The organism is Streptomyces sp. NPDC046303, from assembly GCF_055588085.1.
Window position 1 is genome coordinate 13823 of sequence record NZ_JBVJFA010000051.1, and the last position, 22064, is coordinate 35886.

Sequence of the window (22064 nt, forward strand, 5' to 3'; positions counted from 1 at the left end):
GGCCCCGAGCCCGCCGCCCCCGGCGCCGGTCCCGGCCCCGTGGCAGTGGTCAGGTCCGCCGCCGTGTGGAAGCGGTGGTCCAAGGTGTCCCCCGGGTCGGGTGACGGGACCGCGTCCGGGTCCTCGTAGAGCTTCTGCCACCAGTCGTCCGCGCCCTGCTGACTCATGGACTCATTCTCGGCCTCCGGCGCGGGCGGAAAACGCCGAATGCGCGAAAAGGGTCCACCGGGCCGCCGCCCGGTGGACCCTTCCCCCGTTACCCGTACGAACTAGCGGACGTCGTACGCCCGCGCGACCATCTGGGTAACGGAGGCGCCGTTCGCGTCGGTCAGTTCGACCTTCAGCGACACCTGCTTCCCGGAGGCCCCGGCGTGGTTCACGACCGCGCTCCACGTCCCGCCGCGCTCGCTGACCTCCGCCTCGGTCCAGCTCTCGCCGTCGTAGGAGTACGACAGCTTCGCCGACTTCACCGCACCGGGCGCGTAACCCGCGTGTCCCGTGACGCTCAGGCCGAGGCTCTGGCCGTTCGCCGCCGGGACGGTCTTCATCCCGTCCAGCGGGGCCGCGTACCGCGGGAAGAGGATCGGCAACCCCTGGGAGTACGCCGACGCGTCGAGCTTCGAGGTGAATCCCCAGGTCGTACGGACCGACGTGGACCGCTGCCAGGTGCGGGCCGGCGGGCCGATCTTCTCGATGGCCTGGGTCAGTTCGTACCGGCCCTCCTCGGCCGGGATCTCGAAGACCCCGAACGGGTACCAGCTCTCGCCGATGACCTCGCCGTCGCGCTTGAGCCGGAGGTTGCCGATGTCACCGAAGGAGCCCGGCTGGGCGGCGTGCCGGCTGTCGCCCCACAGGGCGGCGGCGAAGCCGATCAGGTTCCCCTGCCGCTCGGCGGCCGGCGTCTCCTTGCCGGACGGGTCGCGCGGCGCGACCGGCCCGGTCACTCCGTCGTACCAACTCGCCGTGGCCTTCTGCCCCTTGGTGTAGCCGCGCTGCTCGCCGACCATGAACTCGCCCCAGGGGAAGCTGCTGGAGAGCAGCTGGTCCCAGGCCGTGTCCCCGGCGGTGTAGAACTCGGTGCGCCGGCCCGGCGCGGCAACGGTCTCGATCCCGCCGAAGTACACCGCGCTGCCGATCGGCCGGTAGGCACCGGCCAGGTCGATGAAGTCGGCCGCCACGCCCATGGAGTGGTACGTGGACTCCACACGGCCGAGCTCGCGGTCGCGCACCCGGTAGGTGCGGTCGCCCTTGACCTGTCCCGTCTCGGGGAAGGCGAGGGTGTAGACGTACGGGCTCTTCGCGGTGGCCTTCCAGGACAGCGTGACCCGGCCCGCCGCCAGCCGGGCCGGCAGTTCCTTGCCCTCGGCGGCTTCGATGGTCATCGCGGGCAGCGCGCCGCCCGCGTAGCCGGTGAAGGCGACCCAGCGCCCGGGGGCGTCGCGGTAGGCGAGCACCGCCTTGGCTCCGGCGGCCTTCGCGTTCTGCGCGACCTCGTGCAGCGCCCCGTCCGCGGCCTTGACGAGGACGACCGCGTCCTGGGCGCCGGCCGCGGCGAGCTCTGCGGGGGTGCCGGCGCCGGCGTCGACCAGCGGCGCGCTGCCGTTCCCGTCGAGGTTGTCGCTGCCGGTGGACGCGGTGATCGGGTGCAGGACCGGGCCGCCGGCGACCTTCAGCTCGGAGACGAGCGGCGCGGCCGCCCGCCAGTAGTTGGCGAACTCGAACGCGCCGTCCTTCGCCCGGCCTTCGACGGAGGAGTAGAAGCCGCGGATGGTCCGGCCGCCCATGGCGGTGCCTGCGTGCAGCCACACCTCGTCCCAGCTGCGGGCGAATCCGAGGGTGGTGTTGCGGGCCTCGACGGGCTGGTCGGCCTCGATGGCCAGGCGCCCTGCCGTGCGGGCGTCGAGTACGACGGTCGTGTCCTTCTTCACCTCGACCTGCGGACGGCCGAGGTAGGTGAGGGAGTCGATCAGCCGGTCGTCGCCCTCGCCCGCGTCGGGGGTGCCGACGAAGGCGGAGAGGAAGTAGGCGCCGGGCCGGACCCGGTAGACCTGTTCGGCGGAGCCGTCGTTGAAGCGGCGTTCGCCGGTGTCGTCGTCGGTGCCGATCACGTCCAGGGAGGACGGTCCGGCGGCCGGCCTGCCCGCGCGGTCGAGGAGCTTGACGCGCAGGGTCACCGTCTCCGGTTCTACGTACAGCGAGAAGGGGGTGGAGACGCGCACGCCGTGCGCCGTGGCGACGATCCGGCCGGTGACGTCTCCGTACTGGGAGCGCTCCAGCCTGGCGGCCGGGTCGAGGGCGAGCGGCACCTTGACGGTGGCGCCGGCCGGTACGGTCACGGTCCGCCGGTCGAGGCGGGCGACCTGGCTGCGGACGGCGGAGCCGTCGTTTCCGGTGACCTTCTCGACGGCGAGGCGCAGGGTGACCGGCGCGGTGCCGGTGTTGGTGTAGGGGACCTCGACGGTCGTCCGGTCGCTGCGGTCCTGGGGCCAGTCGTACGTGCCGCCCTGGACGGCGGGGGCGCCGGTGACGGTGGTGTCGAGGGCGGCCCGCACGTCGAGGCGGCCGCCGCCGGTCTCCCGTACGTCTCCCGGCACCGTGGTGTCCGCGGAGCCGACGAGGGCCGCCTTGATCTGCTGCGAGGTCCAGTCGGGGTGGCGCTGCCTGAGGATGGCGGCGGCGCCCGCCACGTGCGGGGTGGCCATGGAGGTGCCGGACATGCCCTGGTAGGCGTACACCCCGCGGCCGCCCGCCGCGGCGGCCGAGATGCCGACACCGGGGGCGGCGATCTCGGGCTTGAGGGTGTGCCGGAGTCCAGCCGGGCCGCGGCTGGAGAAGACGGCCGTGGAGTCGTCGCGGTCGACGGCGCCCACCGTCAGCACGCTGGGGGCACAGCCGGGCGAGGAGACGGTGTTGTTGCCGGGGCCGGAGTTGCCGGCGGCGATCACGAACAGCGGGCCTTGCTGCGAGAGCCGTTCGGCGGCTGCGGCGAGCGGGTCGTCGCAGGCCGCCTGCGTGGGGTCGCCCAGGGTCATGGAGACGACGTCGGCCTTGCTCGCGACGGCCCACTCCATACCGGCGATGATCCACGAGTCGAGGCCGTACCCGGCGTCGTCGAGGACCTTGCCGCTGAGCAGTTCGGCGCCGGGGGCCACGCCCTTCTTGGCGCCGCCGCTCTCGGCTCCGGAGCCGCCGACGGTGGAGAGGGTGTGGGTGCCGTGGCCCTGCCGGTCGGTGTCGGTGTCCGAGTCGGTGAAGTTCTTCGAGTCGGCCACGCGGCCCTTGAGGTCGGGGTGCTCGAGGTCGGTGCCGGTGTCGAGGACGGCGACCCTGGTGCCCTTGCCGTCGTATCCGGCGGCCCAGGCTGCGGTGGCGTTCACCTGCCGGGTGGAGCGCTCGAGGTTCGCCTGGACCTTGCCGTCCAGCCAGAGCTTCTTCAGCCCGCCCGAGACGGAGCGCGCGCGGGCGTCCGTACCGGTGAGGTCGGCCCAGAACGCGGCGGCCTGCTCCTTGTCGGCGGACAGGGCGACCCCGCCGATGGAGGCCAGTACCAGGGAGCGGTCGGCGCCGCGGGGTGCGGGCGGGGCGCTGCGCGCCACGTTCACGGAGCCGTCGTAGACCGCGATGAGGGGGAGCTTCTTGGCGTGTGCGTCGTCGTAGCCCTGCCGGATGAGGCCGGTGACGTTGAAGAGCTCGTGGTCGGCCTTGCCGGCGGCGAGGGCCTTCGCCGCGCTCTCCGGGTAGACGTACAGGTCCTTGCCGGACTGGCGGGTCTGCACCAGCGGCTGTGAGCCGTCCGGGCGCGGCATGGCGGTTGCGGCGGTGCGGCCGGCCGCGTCGGTGGAGACCACGATCCGGTCGCCGGTGACGAGGGTGACCGTGACGGGTGCGGTGGGCTGCTTTCCGGCCGCCGCGCTGCCCACGAGGGGTCTTCTGTCGGGCGCTCCGTCGCTCGGCTGTGCCGCCGACGGACCGACGGCGGTGACGGCCAGCACGGCTGCGGTGGCCGCCCCGAGCGTCGTTCGCGATATCGGGCGCATCGCTCTCCCCAGGTGAATTCCGGCCAACTGCTGCATTGCGCGGCAAAGCTGCCGCATAAATGGCTTCTGGCCTGCGGATGTTGGTGCTGCGGTGGCGTCACCTTGGCAGAGGGGCGGGGGGTGCGGCGATGATGTCGGCGGCGGGTTTGCGCCGTGGCCGCTTCCCGCCAGGCGCGGGGCTGAGAGGTGGGGGTGTTCGGGTTGCTGGGTGCGATAGGCCTCGACGAGGGCCAGGAGTCGGCGTACCGGGTGCTGGTGGCGCTGGGGGCGGCGGAGGTGCCCGACCTCGCGCACCGGCTGACGCTGCCGGTGCCGCAGACCGAGCGGGCGCTGCGGCACCTGGAGCGCCACGGCTTGGCGGCGCAGTCCTCGGCGCGCCCGGGGCGGTGGGTGGCGGCGCCGCCCGGGGTCGCCCTGGGGGCGCTCCTGACCCAGCAGCGGCACGAGCTGGAGCAGGCGGAGCTGGCTGCGGCGCTGCTGGCGGAGGAGTACCGGGCGGAGGCGGCCGAGCCGGCGGTGCACGACCTCGTGGAGGTGGTGCAGGGCGCGAGCGCGGTGGCCCACCGCTTCCACCAGCTCCAGTTGGGGGCCGAGCGGGAGGTGTGCGCGCTGGTCAGCGGCCGGCCGCAGGTGGTGGCGGGTACGGAGAACGAGGCGGAGGACCGGGCCGCCGTACGCGGCGTCGACTACCGGGTGGTGATCGAACGGGAGGTGCTGAGCCTGCCGAGCGGGATCCGGGAGGTGTCGGCGGCGCTCGCCCGGGGCGAGCGGGTCCGGGTGACGGGCGAGGTCCCGACGAAGCTGGTGATCGCGGACCGGACCCTGGCGATGGTCCCGCTGACGGCGCGCGGCGCGGAGCCGGCGGCGCTGGTGGTGCACGCGTCGGGGCTGCTGGAATCCCTGACGGGCCTGTTCGAGGCGGTGTGGCGGGAGTCGCTGCCGCTGCGTCTGGGCGCGTCGGGCGGGCCCGAGGAGTCGGACGGCGGCCCGGACGCCACCGACCTGGAGATCCTGACCCTGCTGCTGGCGGGGATGACGGACGCGAGCGTGGCCAAGCACCTGGAGCTGGGCCTGCGGACGGTGCAGCGGCGTGTCAAGGGCCTGATGGAGCTGGCGGGGGTCACGACGCGGCTCCAGCTGGGCTGGCACGCGTACGAGCGGGGCTGGGTGGCCCGATAGCCCCTGGTCGGTCACGCTGAGCCCATGGATCTGCCGCAGCTGCTCCTGGTGGGGCTGGTGCTGCTCCTCGGGGTGCTCGGGGTGCTGGTGCCGGGCGTACCGGGGACCTGGCTGGTGTGGGCGGGGCTGCTGTGGTGGGCGCTGCACGAGCGGGCGACCACGGCATGGGCGCTGCTGGTCGCGGCGACGGCCCTGCTGCTGGTGGTCCAGGTGGTGAAGTGGCTGCTCCCGCCGCGGCGGCTGCGGGGGGTGGGGGTGTCGGGCCGGATGGCGGTGTACGCGGGCGCCGGTGCGGTACTGGGCTTCGTGCTGGTCCCGGTGCTGGGGGCGGTTCCGGGCTTCGTGGGCGGCATCTACGTGTGCGAGCGGCTCCGCCTGGGGACGCACGGCGAGGCGTGGGCGTCGGTGCGGGCGGTGATGCGGGCGGTGGGGACGAGCGTGCTGGTGGAGCTGTTCGCGTGCCTGCTGGTGGTGGGGGCGTGGCTCGGCATGGTGGCGGCGGGCGTCTGACGCGGCCGTACGAGCCGGCCCCGGCGCGGCCACCCGCCCCGGCCCCGGCCCCGGCCCCCGGCCCCCGGCTGCGGTCCTAGGACCCGGGGCCGATGCGGGTGGCCGCGGTGCCTGCGAGGCTTTCGGCCATGAGGGACTTCGAGGGTTTCAGTGAGGCCGAGCTGGCGTACCTGCGCTCCCAGCGGCTGGGCCGGCTGGCGACGGTGGACGCGGCGGGGCAGCCGCAGGCGAACCCGGTGGGGTTCTTCCCGCAGGAGGACGGGACGATCCTGGTCGGCGGCATGGCCATGGGCGCGTCGAAGAAGTGGCGCAACCTGCGGGCGAACCCGCGGCTGGCGCTGGTCGTCGACGACCTGGCGAGCGCCCGGCCGTGGCGGGTCCGCGGGATCGAGATCCGCGGGCACGCCACGCTGGAGGTGGGCCCGCATGCGCTGGGTCCCCACTTCAGCCCGGAGGTCATCCGGATCCACCCGGACCGGGTCCACGCGTGGGGGCTGTGACCCGGCCCTGCCGCTGCGCGGAGCCGCTCCCCGCCCCACCCCTTCCACCGTTCCCCGGGGCTCCGCCCCATCCCACGCCTCAAACTCCCCCAGCTACCGCTGGGAGGGGCCCCAGGCGGGGCTGTTTCCAGCCCGGGACCGGGTCCGGGCAGAGCCCGGGGAACGGTGGAAGGGCGGGTAGGGGACGAGCCCCGCAGGGCCCCGCTCAGCGCCCCCAGGCCGGGCGGCACGGCGGGGCCCTCAGGCCACGGCCGGCGGGCTAGGCGCGGCCGCCGCGCTTCGCCGCGTAGTTGGCCCGGCCCTCCGCCGATTTGAGGCGCCAGTCGCGGCGGATCTCCGAGCGGAGCCTCGCGTCCGTCTTCGCCACGATCCGCTGGTTCTCCCGGAGCAGCTTGCGGTAGCTGTCCAGGCGCCGCTCCGGCAGTTCGCCGGAGTCCACGGCGGCCCGCACCCCGCACCCCGGCTCCGCCTCGTGCGCGCAGTCGTGGAAGCGGCAGTTCCGCGCGTACTCCTCGATCTCCGAGAAGACCTGGCCGACCCCGTTCCCGGCGTCCCAGAGCCCGACGCCGCGCAGTCCGGGCGTGTCGATCAGGACCCCGCCGCCCGGGAGGGCGAGCAGGTTGCGCGTCGTGGTCGTGTGGCGGCCCTTGCCGTCGACCTCGCGGGCCGCTTGGACGTCCATGACCTCCGCGCCGAGCAGCGTGTTGGCCAGGGTGGACTTGCCGGCGCCCGAGATGCCGAGCAGCACGCTCGTACCGTCGCCGACGAGCGCGGTGAGGACGTCCGTGCCCTCCCCGGTGAGGGAGGAGACGGTCAGCACCTGGACCCCGGGCGCGGTGGTTTCCACGTCCTGGACCAGGTGCGCGAGCGTCGCCGGGTCCGGGACCAGGTCGGCCTTGGTGAGGACGACCAGCGGCTGCGCCCCCGATTCCCACGCGAGGGCCAGGAAGCGCTCGATGCGCCCCAGGTCCAGTTCCACGGCGAGGGAGACGGCGATGATCGCGTGGTCGACGTTGGCGGCGAGGATCTGCCCCTCGGACCGCTGGGAGGAGGTGGACCGTACGAAGGCGGTGCGGCGCGGCAGGTACGCCTTCACGTAGCGCGGGCTGCCCGTGGGCTCGACCGCCGCCCAGTCGCCGGTGCAGATGACCCTCAGCGGATCGTGCGGGGTGACGAAGGCGGTGTCGGCGCGGACGATGCCGTCCTCGGTCATGACGTCGCACTGGCCGCGGTCGACGCGTACGACCCGGCCGGGCAGGAGGCCCTGCTCGGCGTACGGGGCGAACTCGGCCGCCCACGCGTCGTCCCAGCCGAAGGCGGCGAGGGCGTGCGGGAGCGAGGCCTGCGGGAAGGAAGAAAGAGACAAGGGGAACCCTTCACAGGGTGGCCCCGGCAGCGCCCGCCCGTCCGCCCGTTCAGGGGCGGCGGCGCGCGGAGTGGTGTGAGGTCAGCCGGAGACCACGGGGGTGACATTGATGGTCTTCTGCATGCGGGCAGTGCCCTGCGCAATGACATGCATCAACTGGCTCACCTCCGGGTCGTCTACATACGGGCGGTCCCGCGCCGGCTCGGTCGGCGGAACGGATCCACCGTAACAAGTCCCCTCACGCGCGGGCCACTTCTTTTTTCGGGCGGGGAGGGGCGGGGTGGGCGGGGTGGGCGGGGCCGGTGCGGGCCGGGAAGGCCGGGGCAGCCGGCCGCCCTCAGGCCGGTTCGCCGAAGTGTTCCAGGAGTCTCTTCTGGAGACCCACGAGCACCAGCGCCGGCTGCTTGAGCATCGAGAGGCGGTACACCGCCGTGGGGGCGTACGCGTCGACCTCGGGCACGGCCGCGGCGAACGCGTACCCGTGCAGAGCGTCCATCTCCGACGCCGCGCCGCCCATGCCCGTGGGCAGCAGGTAGCGGTCCAGCGGAGCCTCGTCGCTGGTGACCGCGTTCACGACCACCGACGGCTGCCAGTCCTTGGCGTTGGTGAGGGAGTGGTGGGTGTCGAACCGTACGGTGACCATTTCCCCTGCGGCGATCGCCACGCTGTACCGGCCCTCTTCGTCGGTGAAGACGTGATCGATCTCCGACAGGTCACTGCGGTAGACGCTGACCTTGATCATGGCGATCGGACTCTTGTCCGACACTGCTCGCACCTGTCCGAACACCAGAGTCTCCTCCCGGTCGGACTGCCACCTGAGACCACCCCCCGCCTCCAGTCTGTGTGCGTCCCACCGCCGCCGCCAGTCGTACCCCCACGCCCTGCGGCCCGTCCGGGCCGGGTGGCGCCCGACCCGGGTCGGCGCCGGGTTCAACCGAAGCGGACCGGCAGGTACTTGATGCCGTTGATGAAGTCCGAGCGCAGTCGGCGCACCTCGCCGGTGACCTCGAAGTCGGGGTGGCGCAGGAGGAGTTCGCGGATCAGGGCCTTGATCTGGGTACGGGCCAGACCTGCGCCCAGGCAGAAGTGCGGGCCCCCGCCGCCGAAGGCGAGGTGGTCGTTGGGGGTGCGGCGGATGTCGAAGGCGAAGGGGGCGGCGAAGACCTCCTCGTCGCGGTTGGCGGAGGTGTAGTAGGTGACCGCCTTCTGGCCCGCGGCGATCGGACGCCCGCGCAGGACGGTGTCGCGCGTGGCGGTGCGCCGGAAGTTGTGGATCGAGCCGCCCCAGCGCAGGAACTCCTCCACGGCGGAGGTCCACAGGGTCTCGTCCCGCGGGGACGCGGCCAGTTCGGCACGGGCCGCCGGATGCCCGGCCAGCGCCAGCACGGTGGTGGAGAGCAGGTTGCGGGTGGTCTCGTTGCCCGCGACGCACAGCAGCACGAAGAACATGTTGATCTCGTCCGGGGTGAGCCGGTCCCCGCCGACCTGCGCGTGGACCAGGGTCGAGAGGATGTCCTCGCGGGGGCGTGCCCGCCGCTCGGCGGCCAGCGCGTCGCAGTAGGCGTAGATCTCGGCGGCCGCGAGGTCGCTGTCGTGCTTGCCCGCCGAGAGCTCCGGGTCCTGGCCGCCGGCCATCCGGTTGCTCCAGTCGAAGATCAGCCGCTCGTCGCCCGGGGGTACGCCGACCATCTCGCAGATCGTCTGGATCGGCAGCCAGGCGGCCACCTCCTCGACGAAGTCCATGTCCCGGCCGGGGGTGACGGCGGTGTCCACCAGGGACGCCGCCCGCTCCGCGATCCGGGCCGCCAGCCGCCGCACCACCCGGGGGGTGAATCCGGCGCTGACCAAGGCGCGGTAGCGGGAGTGGCGCGGGGCGTCCATGCCGAGCAGCACCAGCCGCAGGGCCGCCAGGGACTCGGGGCTCTGGTCGCGGACCATGAAGGAGCCGAGCTCGGTGGACCACAGCTCGGGGTCGCGGCTGATCTCCTTGACGTCGGCGTGGCGGGTGACGGCGTAGAAGCCATCGTGGCCGCCCGGCACCTCGTGCCAGTACACCGGGTCCTCCCGGCGCAGCCTGGTGAACTGCTCGTGCGGGACCCCGCGGGCCCAGGTGTCTTCCAGCAGGTCGATCTCACCGGTGGGGATCACGGTCCACGTCCGTTCGGGAGGGCGGCCAAGGCGGGTCGGGAGGGGGCTCAGGAGCTCGGCAGGGGGGGCTCGGGAGGGAGGTGTCAGCAGGGCGCTCAGGGCTTCCACGACGAGGGCGTCCGGGATGCCCCCGGGGTCGAGGCGGTGCTGCATCGCCAGGCCGAGCAGGACGCCCAGGACCAGGGCTCCGGTTTCCTCCGGCGGGCGGGCGAGCGGGGTGCCGGTGGCCTCGGCCCAGTCGGCGAGGCCCTCGCCGAGCTGGGCGCGGACCTCGGCGTACCGCTGGGCGAGCAGGCCGCCGAGGAGCGGACCCCGGGCGGCGTGCAGCCACAGCTCGGCTTCCAGGAGCAGCCAGGAGTCGCCGCGCTCGGGGTGCGGACGGGTGAGGCTGCCCCACATCGCGGAGAAGTGCGTGGCGGGGTCCGCCGGGTCGGAACTGCCGGCGATCTCGGCGGCGAGTTCCTCGGCGGTCCGCTCTTTCCACACCTCGAGCAGGGCGAGCAACAGGCCCTCCTTGCCGCCGAAATGGCTGTAGAGGGCGCCGGTGGTCCGGCCGGCGGCGTCCGCGACGGCCTCCGCGGAGACGGCGTGGAAGCCCTTTCGGGCGAAGAGTTCGGCGGCGGCGTCGATGAGCCGCGAACGGGTCTGGGACTTGCGCTGCGCCTGCCGCGACGCGGCCTGCGGCGCGCTCGGCTCCGGGGGTGGCGGCACGGGACCTCCCGCAACTTATATCGGCTTCCCGATATAAGGTGCACCCGGAGCTGACGCCCCGTCAACCCGCTGCGGGTCAGTGCTTGCGCAGCCGTGAGCCGTAGTCCTCCGGCGGCAGGAACTTCGACCACCGTTCGGGGAACTCGGAGGGCATCCCCTCGTCCTCGTCGTCCTCCGACTCGCCCTCCGCCATCGCCCGCCAGGCCGCGGCCCGCGCGATCAGCTGGGCGGCCTCCGCCTCGCGGGCCCGCTCGTTCGCCTCGCGCGCCGCCGCGGTGGCCACGGAGGGCCAGACCCGGTCGATCGCCGCGTTGACGGCGGCCCCGACGAGCACCGCGAAGGCCGAGATGCCGATCCACAGCAGCACGGCCACCGGCGCCGCCAGCGAGCCGTAGATCGTCGGCCCCTCGACGGTGTTGGTGAGGTAGATCCGCAGCAGGAACGAGCCCAGCACCCACATCGCGAGGGCCACCAGCGCGCCCGGCACGTCCTCGATCCACGGCGAGCGCACCGGCACGGACACGTGGTAGAGCGTGGTCAGGAAGACGATGGACAGCAGCGTGACCGTCGGCCAGTACAGCACCGCGATCACGCTGGTGCCCCAGGGCACCAGCCGGACCACCGCGTCGGGTCCGACCACCATCAGCGGCAGCACGACCGCGCCGATCACCAGCGCGATGATGTACAGCAGGAAGGCCAGCAGCCGGGTCTTGACGATGCCGCGGTGACCGTCGAGCCCGTACATCACGGTGATGGTGTCGATGAAGACGTTCACCGCGCGCGAGCCCGACCACAGGGCGAAGGCGAAGCCGAGCGAGATCAGGTCCGGGCGGCCGCGGCCGGTCACGTCGTCGAGCATCGGCTTGGCGATCTCGTTGACGCCCCGGTCGGACAGGATCGCGCCGGCCGCCCCCAGGATGTTCTCCTCGATGCTGGCCACCGTCGTCGTGCCCGTCCAGCCGTCCACGTAGCCGAGGAGGCCCAGCAGGCCGAGGAAGAGCGGGGGCAGCGAGAGCAGGGTGAAGAAGGCCGCCTCGGCGGCGAGGCCGAGGATCCGGTACTCGATGCACGAGTTGACGGTGTCCTTCAGGAGCAGCCAGCCCATCTTCCGCTTCGAGACGTTGCGGTAGAGGGCGCGGGCCCGGTGGAGCCGTCCGTGGCGTACCAGGAGCCGCTCTGGTGTTTCTTTTGCTGGCTGCACGTCCTTACGGTATCCGCATGGCAGCCACCACCCACACAGTCACCAATCAGGCCCCGCCGCTCGTGGGCCACGACGTCTACGGGGGCGACCGGGCCCTCACCGAGGGCGTGGAGCGCCACCTCGCCTCCGCCGGCCCCGAACTCCTCGGCGAGGTACGGGCCGAGCTCTCCGCGCTCGGGCGCGCCGCGGGTTCCGCCCAGGCCCAGGAATGGGGCCGGCTGGCGAACGAGAATCCACCCGTGCTGCGGACGCACGACCGGTACGGGAACCGCATCGACGAGGTGGAGTTCCACCCGGCCTGGCACCGGCTGCTCGGGAAGGCCGTGTCCGCCGGGCTCACCGACGCCTGGGGGCGGCCGAGCGGGCACCTGCGGCGCGCCGCCGGGTTCTTCGTGTGGTCCCAGGCCGAGGCCGGGCACGGCTGCCCGGTCTCGATGACGCACGCCGCGGTGCCGGCGCTGCGGGCCGATCCCGAGCTGGCGGCCGAGTGGGAGCCGCGGCTGACCTCGCACGCCTACGAGGAGGGGCTGGCGCCGGCCGCGGAGAAGGCCGGCGTGCTCTTCGGCATGGGGATGACGGAGAAGCAGGGCGGCAGCGACGTACGGGCGAACACGACGGCGGCGGCGCCGCTGGACACCCCGGGCGAGTACGTGCTGACCGGGCACAAGTGGTTCTGCTCGGCGCCGATGTCCGACGGGTTCCTGGTGCTGGCGCAGGCTCCGGGCGGGCTGACCTGCTTCCTGGTGCCGCGGGTGCTGCCGGACGGCACGCGGAACGTGTTCGCGATCCAGCGGCTGAAGGACAAGCTGGGCAACAAGTCGAACGCGTCGAGCGAGGTGGAGTTCGACGGGACCTGGGCGCGGCGGGTGGGCGAGGAGGGCCGGGGCGTGCGGACCATCATCGAGATGGTCGCGGCGACCCGGCTGGACTGCGTCATCGGCTCGGCCTCGCTGATGCGGCAGGCCCTGACGCAGGCCGCTCACCATGCGGAGCACCGCTCCGCTTTCGGAGCGCCGCTCATCGACCAGCCGCTGATGCGCAACGTGCTCGCCGACCTCGCCCTGGAGTCGGAGGCGGCCACCACCCTGACCCTGCGGCTCGCGGCCGCCTACGACGCCGGGACCGACCAGGAGAAGGCCTTCCTGCGGCTCGCCGTGCCCGCCGCCAAGTACTGGGTGACCAAGCGCTGTACGCCGATGGTGGCGGAGGCCCTGGAGTGTCTGGGCGGCAACGGCTACGTCGAGGAGTCCGGCATGCCGAGACTGCTGCGCGAATCCCCGCTGAACTCCATCTGGGAGGGCTCGGGCAACGTCCAGGCCCTGGACGTCCTGCGCGCCCTCCAGCGCGAACCGCAGGCGCTGAACGCGTTCCTCCAGGAGGTCGGCCAGGCCCGGGGCGCGGACCACCGGCTGGATTCGGCCATCAAGGACCTGCTGGCGGAGCTCGCCGACCTGGAGGGCATCGAGGCACGGGCCCGCCGGGTCGTCGAGCGCATGGCCCTGGTGCTCCAGGGATCGCTGCTGGTGCGGTGGGCCCCGCCGGCGGTGGCGGACGCGTTCTGCGCCTCGCGGCTGGGCGGCGACTGGGGAGCGGCCTTCGGCACGCTGCCGCACAGCCTCGACCTGGGCGCCCTCGTGGAACGGGCGCGGATCACGGGCGGGGAGTAGTCCCCAAACCGCTCCGAGCCGGGATCCGGGCCCGTCGACCGGGAACAGGAGTGGCGCCGCGCCGACTCGGCACCACCCCTGATCCGAGAAGCCCCGAGGAGGAGCTGTCACGCCGCTCGGCGGCGTCCGGACAGTTTCGGTCGGGTGACCGGGACTTGGCGAGAGTTGCATACCGTTGCAACCTTTGAGTCGTCCTGTTCGCACGGGGAGGTTCCGGTGGCCGACACCACAGGCAGCACGGTCGATGTGGCCCGCATCTCGGCCATGGACGCGCGGGAGGCCGCTCGTCTGCTCAAGGGCGTACGGGCCGCGGCGCTGGCCGGGGACCGTCCCCCGGCCGCGCCGCGCCCGGAGATCGCCGAGTCCTGGCGCCGGATGCTGGCGGGCGGGGTGCACCCGGACCGGGACGCCCGCTCGCGGATGCTCTCGGCCGCCGAGACCGAGGAGCGGCGGCACGTCTCCCCGCTGCGGGAGGTCCTCCCGGTGCTCCGGGAGGGGCTGCTCCCGGCCCTGGACGAGGCCCTGCACATCATGGTCGTGGCCGACGCGGAGGGCCGGCTGCTGTGGCGGGAGGGCCACTCCTCCATCCTGCGCAAGGCGGACCGGCTCGGCTTCGCGGTGGGTGCCGACTGGGACGAGGGCGTGGTCGGCACGAACGGGGTGGGCACCGCGCTGGTGACCCGGCGGCCGGTCCAGGTGTTCTCGGCGGAGCACTTCGTCTCCAGCCATCACGACTGGACCTGCGCGGGGGCGCCCGTACGGGACCCGCGCGACGGGCGGCTGCTGGGCGTGGTCGACGTGAGCGGCCCGCTGGCCACGATGCACCCGGCGACGCTGGCGTGGGTGAGCTCGGTGGCCCGGCTCGCGGAGCGGGAGCTGCGCGTACGGCACCTGGAGTCCCTGGAGCGGCTGCGCGCGGTGGCGGCCCCGCTGCTGGCGAAGCTGCCCGGGCGGGCGATGGCCGTGGACCCGAACGGCTGGACGGCGGCCGTGACGGGCCTGGCCCCCGTGGACCGCGTCCCGCTGCCGAAGCCCTTCGGCCCGGGGCGGGTGCGGCTGGCGCAGCTCGGCGACTGCGTGGTGGAGCCGCTGCCCGGCGGCTGGCTGCTGCGGATCGCGCAGGAGCCGGCGAGCGCGGCGGTGACCCGGGTGGTGCTCGACCTCAGCCGGGCGGGGTCCTGGTCGGCGACGGTGTACGGGGCCGCCGGGAGCTGGTCGCAGGAGCTCAGCCCGCGCCACGCGGAGCTGCTGTTCCTGCTGGCCGAGAGCCCGCGGGGGCGTTCGGCCGCGGAACTGTCCGGGGAGCTGTTCGGCGACCCGACCCGCACGGTGACGGTCCGCGCGGAGATGTCGCGGGTACGCCGCAACCTGGCGGGCGTGCTGACCCACCGGCCGTACCGCTTCGCGGAGGACGTGGAGGTGGAGGTGATCAGCCCGCACGACCCGGCCGCGCTGCTCCCGCACTCCACCGCGCCCGCGGTGATCAGGGCCCGCCTGGGCCATGGGGGGCGGGGCATGATTCCCTGACCTGCATGAGCACCATCACCCTCACCACCTGGTCCCTGGAAATGACCTCGCCGGACGATCTGGTCCCGGCCGCCGTACCGGGCCCGGAGATCACCGTCTCCCGGGCGGAGGTCCCCTCGCCCGAGTTCAGCCGTTTCCTGTACGCCTCCGTCGGCGGGGACATCCACTGGACGGACCGGCTGTCGCTGACCCGCGACCAGTGGGTGGAGCAGCTCGGGCGGCCGGGCGTGGAGACGTGGGTGGCGTACGACCGGGGCACGCCGGCGGGGTACGTGGAGTTCGACCCGCAGGACGACGGTGTGGTGGAGATCATCTACTTCGGTCTGCTGCCGGATTTCCGGGGGCGGCGGATCGGCGGGCACCTGCTGTCGGTGGGTGTCGCCCGGGCCTGGGACCTGGCGTCACGGTGGCCGGACCGGGAGCCGACGCGGCGGGTCTGGCTCCACACGTGCAGCCAGGACGGGCCGACGGCGATGGACAACTACCTGCGGCGCGGGTTCAAGCTGTTCAAGACGGAAACGGAGTCCAAGGAGGACACCCCGACCCCGGGGCCGTGGCCCGGCGCGTAGCCCCTCCGCGCGGAACCCGGCTCCGCCGGGACCTGGGGCTCCGCACCCGTGTGCGAACCGTGACCGCGATCACGTCGTATCACGATGCGAGACGACTTTGTCCGCATCCCGGACACTAGTGGACTCCTCCAATCGGCACATGACACGCTTCCGCCATGAATGGAGCTGGAATTGCCTTGGTGAGTCGGCGGCACGTCGACCTCGGCCGCATGTCCAGCGCCATCTGTCCGGCCTGCTGACGGAACCAGCAACCGCCGCACATCGCCACCATCCCGGCATCGTCGCCGTGGAAGTGGCGCTCATCTCAGCCCCCTGACGGCCGAATACCGCCCTGCCGCCGGCCACCCCGGCAAAGGCGGCAATCAGCCACACCCGCTCAGCGACGCCGACGTGACGGGGGCGTACCACCGCTCCCCCCTGTGCCCCCGCTCCTGCCCTGAGCCGCCGAAGAAGGACGTACCCGCCATGGCCGCCACTCCCGAAACGCCCGCAGCCGCCGCCGCGCGCCGCAAGACAGGCCGTCACCGCGGTGAGGGTCAGTGGGCTGTCGGACACCACACGCCCCTCAATGGCAACGAGCAGTTCAAGAGGGACGACGACGGTCTCAACGTGCGGACACGCATTGAGACGATCTACTCCAAGACCGGCTTCGACTCGATCGACCCCAACGACCTGCGCGGACGCATGCGCTGGTGGGGCCTCTACACCCAGCGCAAGCCCGGGATCGACGGCGGCAAGACCGCGATCCTGGAGCCGGAGGAGCTGGACGACAAGTACTTCATGCTGCGCGTCCGCATCGACGGCGGCCGGCTGACCACCGAGCAGCTCCGCGTCATCGGCGAGATCTCCCAGGAGTTCGCCCGCGGGACGGCCGACCTCACCGACCGCCAGAACGTGCAGTACCACTGGATCCGGATCGAGGACGTCCCGGAGATCTGGCGGCGCCTGGAGGCCGTCGGGCTGTCCACCACCGAGGCCTGCGGTGACACGCCCCGCGTCATCCTCGGCTCGCCCGTCGCCGGCATCGCGCAGGACGAGATCATCGACGGCACCCCCGCCATCGAGGAGATCTACCGCCGCATCGTGGGCAACAAGGACTTCTCCAACCTGCCCCGCAAGTTCAAGTCCGCGATCTCCGGCTCGCCGCTGCTCGACGTGGCGCACGAGATCAACGACATCGCGTTCGTCGGCGTGAACCACCCCGAGCACGGCCCCGGCTTCGACGTCTGGGTCGGCGGCGGCCTCTCCACCAACCCCAAGCTGGGCGTCCGCCTGGGCACCTGGGTCTCGCTCGACGAGGTACCCGACGTCTACGAGGGCGTCATCTCGATCTTCCGCGACTACGGCTACCGCCGGCTGCGCACCCGCGCCCGCCTGAAGTTCCTCGTCGCCGACTGGGGCCCGGCCAAGTTCCGCCAGGTCCTGGAGGACGAGTACCTCAAGCGGAAGCTGACCGACGGCCCCGCGCCCGAGCAGCCCTCCGGCCAGTGGCGCGACCACGTCGGCGTCCATCAGCAGCAGGACGGCAAGTTCTACGTCGGCTTCGCGCCCCGCGTCGGCCGCGTCGACGGCGCCACCCTGACCAAGATCGCGGACATCGCCGAGCAGCACGGCTCCGGCCGGCTGCGCACCACCGCCGAGCAGAAGATGATCGTCCTCGACATCGAGGCCGACCGGGTCGACTCGGTGGTCTCGGCCCTGGAGTCGCTCGACCTGCGGGTCAAGCCGTCCCCGTTCCGCCGCGGCACAATGGCCTGCACCGGCATCGAGTTCTGCAAGCTGGCCATCGTCGAGACCAAGGCGCGCGGCGCCTCGCTGATCGACGAGCTGGAGCGCCGCCTGCCGGACTTCGCCGAGCCGCTGACCATCAACATCAACGGCTGCCCGAACGCCTGCGCCCGTATCCAGGTGGCGGACATCGGTCTCAAGGGCCAGCTGGTCCTGGACGACGACGGCAACCAGGTGGAGGGCTACCAGGTCCACCTGGGCGGCGCCCTCGGCCTGGAGGCCGGCTTCGGCCGCAAGGTCCGCGGCCTCAAGGTCACCTCGGCCGGTCTGCCCGACTACGTCGAGCGGGTCGTCAAGCAGTACGAGGAGCAGCGCGAGGACGGCGAGCGCTTCGCGGCGTGGGTCGCCCGCGCGGACGAGAAGAGCCTCTCGTGAGCGAGCGCGCCGCACCGTTCTACTGCCCGTACTGCGGCGACGAGGACCTGTTTCCCCACGAGACGGGCCACGGCGCGTGGGAATGCAGGGCCTGCAACCGAGCCTTCCAGCTGAAGTACCTCGGGCTGCTGGCCCGGGGTGTTCAGTCCAATACAGCTGGAGGGGACGAGATATGACCACCGCTCAAGACGTCGGTCTCAAGGACCTTGCCGAGCGGGCGGGCCGGGACCTGGAGGACGCCTCCGCGCTGGAGATCCTGACCTGGGCGGCCGAGACCTTCGGCAGGAAGTTCGCCGTGACCTCCTCCATGGAGGACGCGGTCGTCGCCCACCTGGCCTCCCGCGCCTTCCCCGGCGTGGACGTGGTCTTCCTCGACACGGGCTACCACTTCGAGGAGACGATCGGCACCCGCGACGCGGTCGAAGCGGTGATGGACGTCAACGTCATCACCCTCACCCCGCGCCAGACGGTGGCGGAGCAGGACGCCCAGTACGGCCCGAAGCTGCACGACCGCGACCCCGACCTGTGCTGCGCCCTGCGCAAGGTCAAGCCCCTCGAAGAGGGTCTGACCGCGTACGACGCCTGGGCGACGGGCCTGCGCCGCGACGAGTCCCCGACCCGGGCGAACACCCCGGTGGTCGGCTGGGACGCGAAGCGGCAGAAGGTCAAGGTCTCGCCGATCGCCCGCTGGACCCAGGACGACGTGGACGCGTACGTGGCCGAGCACGGGGTGCTCACCAACCCGCTGCTGATGGACGGCTACACCTCCGTCGGCTGCGCCCCCTGCACCCGCCGCGTGGCGGAGGGCGAGGACGCGCGGGCCGGCCGGTGGGCCGGGCGGGGCAAGACCGAGTGCGGACTGCACGGCTGATGACGACCAGCGAAGAACCTACGGAGACGAAGCAGATGAGCGTGAGCGACCAGGGCGCCACCGTGTGGCTGACCGGGCTGCCGAGCGCGGGCAAGACCACCATCGCCTACGCGCTGGCCGAGCGGCTGCGCGCCGAGGGCCACCGCGTGGAGGTCCTCGACGGGGACGAGATCCGCGAGTTCCTCTCCGCCGGGCTCGGCTTCAGCCGGGAGGACCGGCACACCAACGTGCAGCGGATCGGCTTCGTCGCCGAGCTCCTCGCGAGCAACGGCGTCAAGGCGCTGGTGCCGGTGATCGCGCCGTTCGCGGACAGCCGCGAGGCCGTCCGCAAGCGGCACGCCGCCGCCGAGACGAACTACCTCGAGGTGCACGTGGCCACTCCGGTCGAGGTGTGCTCCGAGCGTGACGTGAAGGGCCTGTACGCCAAGCAGGCGGCGGGCGAGATCTCCGGTCTGACCGGGGTCGACGACCCGTACGAGGCTCCGGAGTCCCCGGACCTCCGTATCGAGTCGCACACGCAGACCGTGCAGGAGTCGGCTTCGGCCCTGCACGCGCTGCTCACCGAGAGGGGTCTGGCATGACCACGGTCGCCCACCTGCACGAAGAGACGGACGCGCCCTACGCGCTGTCGCACCTCGACGCCCTCGAGTCCGAGGCCGTGCACATCTTCCGCGAGGTGGCGGGCGAGTTCGAGAAGCCGGTGATCCTCTTCTCCGGCGGCAAGGACTCCATCGTCATGCTGCACCTGGCGCTGAAGGCGTTCGCGCCGGCGCCGGTGCCCTTCACGCTCCTGCACGTCGACACGGGGCACAACTTCCCCGAGGTGCTCGAGTACCGCGACCGCACGGTCCGGCAGCACGGCCTGCGCCTGCACGTGGCATCGGTCCAGGACTACATCGACGCGGGCAAGCTGCGCGAGCGCCCGGACGGCACCCGCAACCCGCTGCAGACCGTCCCGCTGACCGAGGCGATCCAGCAGCTCAAGTTCGACGCGGTGTTCGGCGGTGGCCGCCGCGACGAGGAGAAGGCCCGCGCCAAGGAGCGGGTGTTCAGCCTGCGCGACGAGTTCTCCCAGTGGGACCCGCGCCGCCAGCGCCCCGAGCTGTGGCAGCTCTACAACGGCCGCCACGCCCCCGGTGAGCACGTGCGCGTGTTCCCGCTCTCCAACTGGACCGAGCTGGACGTCTGGCAGTACATCGCCCGCGAGGGCATCGAGCTGCCGGAGATCTACTTCGCGCACGAGCGCGAGGTCTTCCAGCGCAACGGGATGTGGCTGACGGCCGGCGAGTGGGGCGGCCCGAAGGAGGGCGAGACGCCCGAGACGCGTCTCATCCGCTACCGCACGGTCGGTGACATGTCCTGCACCGGCGCTGTCGACTCCGACGCCGCCACGCTGGACGCCGTGATCGCCGAGATCGCCGTCTCCCGGCTCACCGAGCGGGGCGCGACCCGCGCCGACGACAAGATGTCCGAGGCCGCGATGGAAGACCGCAAGCGCGAAGGGTACTTCTAAGATGACCACCACCACCGAGCAGTTCGCCGACCTGTCGGCGACCACGCTGCTGCGCTTCGCGACCGCCGGCTCCGTCGACGACGGCAAGTCCACCCTGGTGGGCCGGCTGCTGCACGACTCGAAGTCGGTGCTGACCGACCAGATGGAGGCCGTCGAGGCCGTCTCCGCCCAGCGCGGCCAGGACGCCCCCGACCTCGCGCTGCTCACCGACGGCCTGCGGGCCGAGCGGGAGCAGGGCATCACCATCGACGTCGCGTACCGCTACTTCGCCACCGCGCGCCGCCGGTTCATCCTCGCCGACACCCCCGGGCACGTGCAGTACACCCGGAACATGGTCACCGGCGCCTCCACCGCCGACCTGGCCGTGGTCCTGGTCGACGCGCGCAACGGCGTGATCGAGCAGACCCGCCGGCACGCGGCCGTGGCCGCGCTGCTGCGCGTTCCGCACGTGGTGCTGGCCGTCAACAAGATGGACCTCGTCGGCTACCAGGAGTCCGTCTTCGCGGCGATCGCCGAGGAGTTCACCGCGTACGCCTCCGACCTGGGCGTCCCGGAGATCACCGCGATCCCGATCTCGGCGCTCGCCGGGGACAACGTGGTGGACCCGTCCGCCAACATGGACTGGTACGGCGGCCCGACGGTGCTCGAGCACCTGGAGACCGTCCCGGTCAGCCACGACCTCACCGCCTGCCCGGCGCGTTTCCCGGTGCAGTACGTGATCCGTCCGCAGACCGCCGAGCACCCGGACTACCGGGGCTACGCGGGCCAGATCGCCTCCGGCGTGCTGCGGGTCGGCGAGGCCGTGACCGTCCTGCCGTCCGGCCGCACCTCGGTCATCGAGGGCATCGACGCGCTCGGCGAGAGCGTGGACATCGCCTGGGCCCCGCAGTCGGTGACCGTGCGCCTCAAGGACGACATCGACATCTCGCGCGGCGACCTGATCGCGCCGTCCGCGAGCGCCCCGGCCACCACGCAGGACGTCGAGGCGACGGTCTGCCACGTGGCCGACCAGCCCCTGGCCGTCGGCGCCCGGGTGCTGATCAAGCACACGACGCGCACGGTCAAGGCGATCGTCAAGGAGATCCCCTCGCGGCTGACCCTCGACGACCTGTCGCAGCACCCGAACCCCGGTCAGCTGGTGGCCAACGACATCGGCCGCGTGGTCGTCCGTACCGCCGAGCCGCTCGCGCTCGACGCGTACGCCGACTCGCGCCGCACCGGCTCCTTCCTGCTGATCGACCCGGCCGACGGGACCACCCTCGCCGCGGGCATGGCCGGCGAGTCCTTCGCCTCCACCGCCGAGACCACCGTCCAGGCCGACGAGGAAGGGTGGGACTTCTAACCCATGCCCTCCGACATCTACTCCACCTTCGCGAAGGAGGGCGGCCGCGTGGGCAGCGGCGCCCTCGGCAGCGGCCAGGGAGGGGTGGCGCGATGTGCGCGATGACGTACGCGCACCGCTCGCGCGCCCACGCCTCCCACGAGCCGTACCCGCCCCTGCCCCACAGACGAAGACGTGCGTCATGAGATGACCGCGTCACGAGAGGAAGCCCTCCCGTGCCTGCCACCGGTTCCACCACTCGCCAGACCCTGCGCCGCGGCGCCGTCGCCGCCGCCGCGCTGCCGCTGCTGATCGGCGCGCTCGCCTCCTGCGGCTACGGCTCCCAGGCCGAGAAGGACGAGCCCAAGGCGGCCAACGCCGCCGCCGAGGGCAAGCAGCTCTCCGCCGCCGAGGTCCGTATCGGGTACTTCCCGAACCTGACGCACGCCACCGCTCTGGTCGGCCTCCAGGAGGGCCTGATCCAGAAGGAACTGGGCGGCACCAAGATCAAGCCGCAGGCCTTCAACGCCGGCCCGTCCGAGATCGAGGCGCTCAACGGCGGCTCTCTCGACATCGGCTTCATCGGCCCCTCGCCGGCGATCAACGGCTTCGTGAAGTCCAAGGGCTCCAACCTGCGGATCATCTCCGGTTCCGCCTCCGGCGGAGTCAAGCTCGTGGTGAACCCGGACAAGATCAAGACCCTGGACGACCTCAAGGGCAAGAAGATCGCCACCCCGCAGAAGGGGAACACGCAGGACGTCGCGTTCCTCAACTGGATCGC

Annotated in this window: 19 protein-coding genes; 14 read left to right on the top strand and 5 right to left on the bottom strand. The window is 72.6% G+C overall.

Going from position 1 to position 22064, the window contains the following annotated elements:
- Positions 1–269 precede the first annotated feature (269 nt).
- Positions 270–4037 (bottom strand): S8 family peptidase, encoded by a 3768-nt coding sequence (locus tag ACZ6I1_RS32445; protein WP_469292484.1) that lies wholly within the window; start codon positions 4035–4037, stop codon positions 270–272.
- 201 nt (positions 4038–4238) lie between these two features.
- Here ACZ6I1_RS32445 and ACZ6I1_RS32450 point away from each other — a divergent pair, with 201 nt between their 5' ends.
- The 3 genes from ACZ6I1_RS32450 to ACZ6I1_RS32460 all read left to right on the top strand — a co-directional run bounded on the left by ACZ6I1_RS32450 (position 4239) and on the right by ACZ6I1_RS32460 (position 6226).
- Entirely contained in the window at positions 4239–5216 is a 978-nt protein-coding gene (locus tag ACZ6I1_RS32450; protein ID WP_469292499.1) for a helix-turn-helix domain-containing protein, read from the top strand.
- Between the two features lie 24 nt (positions 5217–5240).
- Positions 5241–5726 carry a DUF456 domain-containing protein gene (locus tag ACZ6I1_RS32455; protein WP_469292485.1) on the top strand — a complete coding sequence of 162 codons (486 nt, stop codon included), beginning with the start codon at positions 5241–5243 and terminating at the stop codon, positions 5724–5726.
- Positions 5727–5854: 128 nt separating this feature from the next.
- Positions 5855–6226 carry a PPOX class F420-dependent oxidoreductase gene (locus ACZ6I1_RS32460; RefSeq protein WP_469292486.1) on the top strand — a complete coding sequence of 124 codons (372 nt, stop codon included), beginning with the start codon at positions 5855–5857 and terminating at the stop codon, positions 6224–6226.
- Between the two features lie 259 nt (positions 6227–6485).
- Here the strand turns inward: ACZ6I1_RS32460 and rsgA are convergent, their stop codons facing one another.
- From rsgA to ACZ6I1_RS32480, 4 genes are all read right to left on the bottom strand, one after another.
- On the bottom strand, positions 6486–7592 hold the full coding sequence (gene rsgA, locus ACZ6I1_RS32465) for a ribosome small subunit-dependent GTPase A (RefSeq protein ID WP_469292487.1): 1107 nt from the start codon (positions 7590–7592) through the stop codon (positions 6486–6488).
- Positions 7593–7929: 337 nt separating this feature from the next.
- The gene (locus ACZ6I1_RS32470; RefSeq protein WP_469292488.1) at positions 7930–8358 is read right to left on the bottom strand and encodes a carboxypeptidase regulatory-like domain-containing protein; all 429 of its coding nucleotides are present in this window, start codon (positions 8356–8358) and stop codon (positions 7930–7932) included.
- A gap of 164 nt (positions 8359–8522) precedes the next feature.
- Positions 8523–10451, bottom strand: a complete 1929-nt coding sequence (locus ACZ6I1_RS32475) for a cytochrome P450 (RefSeq protein ID WP_469292489.1) — start codon at positions 10449–10451, stop codon at positions 8523–8525.
- Between the two features lie 76 nt (positions 10452–10527).
- Positions 10528–11652, bottom strand: coding sequence for a YihY/virulence factor BrkB family protein (locus ACZ6I1_RS32480; RefSeq protein WP_469292490.1), 1125 nt, complete (start codon positions 11650–11652; stop codon positions 10528–10530).
- 17 nt (positions 11653–11669) lie between these two features.
- Here ACZ6I1_RS32480 and ACZ6I1_RS32485 point away from each other — a divergent pair, with 17 nt between their 5' ends.
- The 11 genes from ACZ6I1_RS32485 to ACZ6I1_RS32535 form a co-directional block, all read left to right on the top strand.
- Complete coding sequence (locus ACZ6I1_RS32485; RefSeq protein ID WP_469292491.1) at positions 11670–13319, top strand: acyl-CoA dehydrogenase family protein; 1650 nt, start codon at positions 11670–11672, stop codon at positions 13317–13319.
- Between the two features lie 264 nt (positions 13320–13583).
- Positions 13584–14846, top strand: a complete 1263-nt coding sequence (locus tag ACZ6I1_RS32490) for a GAF domain-containing protein (RefSeq protein WP_469292500.1) — start codon at positions 13584–13586, stop codon at positions 14844–14846.
- A gap of 5 nt (positions 14847–14851) precedes the next feature.
- Positions 14852–15415, top strand: a complete 564-nt coding sequence (locus ACZ6I1_RS32495; RefSeq protein ID WP_469292492.1) for a GNAT family N-acetyltransferase — start codon at positions 14852–14854, stop codon at positions 15413–15415.
- Positions 15416–15570: 155 nt separating this feature from the next.
- A complete protein-coding gene (locus ACZ6I1_RS32500; protein ID WP_310942095.1) occupies positions 15571–15654 on the top strand; it encodes a putative leader peptide in 84 nt (27 codons plus the stop codon).
- Between the two features lie 226 nt (positions 15655–15880).
- A complete protein-coding gene (locus tag ACZ6I1_RS32505; RefSeq protein ID WP_469292493.1) occupies positions 15881–17578 on the top strand; it encodes a nitrite/sulfite reductase in 1698 nt (565 codons plus the stop codon).
- A complete protein-coding gene (locus ACZ6I1_RS32510; RefSeq protein WP_125815005.1) occupies positions 17575–17754 on the top strand; it encodes a hypothetical protein in 180 nt (59 codons plus the stop codon). The genes ACZ6I1_RS32505 and ACZ6I1_RS32510 overlap by 4 nt, the downstream gene beginning before the upstream one ends.
- Positions 17751–18449: a phosphoadenylyl-sulfate reductase gene (locus ACZ6I1_RS32515; protein WP_469292494.1), complete on the top strand. Its 699-nt coding sequence runs from the start codon at positions 17751–17753 to the stop codon at positions 18447–18449. The genes ACZ6I1_RS32510 and ACZ6I1_RS32515 overlap by 4 nt, the downstream gene beginning before the upstream one ends.
- Positions 18450–18484: 35 nt before the next feature.
- The gene (cysC, locus tag ACZ6I1_RS32520; RefSeq protein ID WP_469292501.1) at positions 18485–19030 is read left to right on the top strand and encodes an adenylyl-sulfate kinase; all 546 of its coding nucleotides are present in this window, start codon (positions 18485–18487) and stop codon (positions 19028–19030) included.
- Positions 19027–19962: a sulfate adenylyltransferase subunit CysD gene (gene cysD / locus ACZ6I1_RS32525; RefSeq protein WP_469292495.1), complete on the top strand. Its 936-nt coding sequence runs from the start codon at positions 19027–19029 to the stop codon at positions 19960–19962. The genes cysC and cysD overlap by 4 nt, the downstream gene beginning before the upstream one ends.
- A 1-nt stretch (position 19963) precedes the next feature.
- Positions 19964–21304 carry a sulfate adenylyltransferase subunit 1 gene (locus ACZ6I1_RS32530; RefSeq protein WP_469292496.1) on the top strand — a complete coding sequence of 447 codons (1341 nt, stop codon included), beginning with the start codon at positions 19964–19966 and terminating at the stop codon, positions 21302–21304.
- Between the two features lie 215 nt (positions 21305–21519).
- A partial coding sequence (locus tag ACZ6I1_RS32535; RefSeq protein ID WP_469292497.1) for an ABC transporter substrate-binding protein occupies positions 21520–22064 on the top strand: 545 nt, incomplete at its 3' end.

Excerpts from the sequence above, each read along its gene's own strand:
- ACZ6I1_RS32445 (WP_469292484.1), bottom strand. The coding sequence starts at position 4,037 with ATGCGCCCGATATCGCGAACGACGCTCGGGGCGGCCACCGCAGCCGTG.
- ACZ6I1_RS32455 (WP_469292485.1), top strand. The coding sequence starts at position 5,241 with ATGGATCTGCCGCAGCTGCTCCTGGTGGGGCTGGTGCTGCTCCTCGGG.
- ACZ6I1_RS32460 (WP_469292486.1), top strand. The coding sequence starts at position 5,855 with ATGAGGGACTTCGAGGGTTTCAGTGAGGCCGAGCTGGCGTACCTGCGC.
- ACZ6I1_RS32485 (WP_469292491.1), top strand. The coding sequence starts at position 11,670 with ATGGCAGCCACCACCCACACAGTCACCAATCAGGCCCCGCCGCTCGTG.
- ACZ6I1_RS32490 (WP_469292500.1), top strand. The coding sequence starts at position 13,584 with ATGGACGCGCGGGAGGCCGCTCGTCTGCTCAAGGGCGTACGGGCCGCG.
- ACZ6I1_RS32495 (WP_469292492.1), top strand. The coding sequence starts at position 14,852 with ATGAGCACCATCACCCTCACCACCTGGTCCCTGGAAATGACCTCGCCG.
- ACZ6I1_RS32500 (WP_310942095.1), top strand. The coding sequence starts at position 15,571 with ATGAATGGAGCTGGAATTGCCTTGGTGAGTCGGCGGCACGTCGACCTC.
- ACZ6I1_RS32505 (WP_469292493.1), top strand. The coding sequence starts at position 15,881 with ATGGCCGCCACTCCCGAAACGCCCGCAGCCGCCGCCGCGCGCCGCAAG.
- ACZ6I1_RS32515 (WP_469292494.1), top strand. The coding sequence starts at position 17,751 with ATGACCACCGCTCAAGACGTCGGTCTCAAGGACCTTGCCGAGCGGGCG.
- cysC (WP_469292501.1), top strand. The coding sequence starts at position 18,485 with ATGAGCGTGAGCGACCAGGGCGCCACCGTGTGGCTGACCGGGCTGCCG.
- cysD (WP_469292495.1), top strand. The coding sequence starts at position 19,027 with ATGACCACGGTCGCCCACCTGCACGAAGAGACGGACGCGCCCTACGCG.
- ACZ6I1_RS32530 (WP_469292496.1), top strand. The coding sequence starts at position 19,964 with ATGACCACCACCACCGAGCAGTTCGCCGACCTGTCGGCGACCACGCTG.